This is a genomic window from Endozoicomonas sp. SESOKO3 (assembly GCF_024606255.1).
Window position 1 is genome coordinate 1 of sequence record NZ_JAHHPR010000504.1, and the last position, 1,079, is coordinate 1,079.

Below are 1,079 nucleotides of genomic sequence, written 5' to 3' on the forward strand. Positions count from 1 at the left end.
AGCGGAACAGCTCCATACTGAACTCGCCATCCTTGTCTTTCCATTCCGGCCAGCCTAGCACCTCTTTCACTTGCTCATGTTTGAGCATGCCTTTGCTGCTATTCATGGACGAGAAGGATCGGAACAACTTCGTATTAAACTCGCCATCCCTGGCTTTCCATTCTGGCCAGCCCAGTATTGCTTTCACTTCCTTATGTGTGGGCACGCCTTTACCATTATTCATGGACGAGAAGGAATTCAATACATCCAAACGTGCTAAATATTCGAGTTCACTCAGGCTACGTTCTGTGAAACTCCGGATATGTTTTTTTCTATTGTTTAACATGCTGGTCAGCATGCCTGTATTTTTGAAGTTTTCAGAAAGGTGCCCAAAAAAAGCGGTGGCATTATCGAAGAAGCTATTAAATGAACTTCTCTCTAGAAAGCCGAGGAGTTTATAAAAAGTAGACTTGACTGTGATGTTTTTTTTCTTGAATACCTCCATCAGGGTTTGTACTTTTTCCAGCTCTTCCTGACTTAATTCGTATTCGATATTTTCTTTTACTTTTTCCAATGGGTCACCGGGGATCTGAGTGTCTGCCGGTTTCTTTTTTTTGGCCGATGGCGCAGTAGCAGCTGCTTCAGTATTATTTCTCTTTCTACCCGGGCCCTTCTTTTTTTTCTGGGCCGGTTCTGATGAATCCGGCTTTGTTTCTTTCCGGATTCGTTTTGCTCTTTTTTTACTCTGATTGTCCGAAAGGCACTTGTTGCATAAAATCACGGAGGCAGTTGCCTCATTGGTTATTCGCCTTAATTCCTGTGTATTCAGTGCCTTGTTGCACTTGAAACAAGTGACAGCAGAACTTCCGGTATCCTGTTCAGCTGAAGGTTCCAGCGGGTCTTCATCTTCACGACTGCTGTCGTTTGTCGAATCGGCTCCCTGTTTACGGGCAGCAGATCCGCTCATCTGGCCGGTCTGACTCGTTGTTGCGGTCGATGATGCTTTGGTCGTTCGGGAGGATGGATTCTTTTTCCTGGTAGCCGACTGTCGGCCAGAATATTTGCCAGCAGCGATCTCACGGTAAACACTGAGTTCCTGA

General features: G+C 45.5%; 1 protein-coding gene. It reads right to left on the minus strand.

Features of this window, described 5'->3' with window-relative positions; all coding sequences use genetic code 11:
- On the minus strand, nt 1-946 hold a 946-nt coding region (locus KDK18_RS08785), incomplete at its 3' end, for a hypothetical protein (protein ID WP_257254526.1).
- Nucleotides 947-1,079 lie beyond the last annotated feature (133 nt).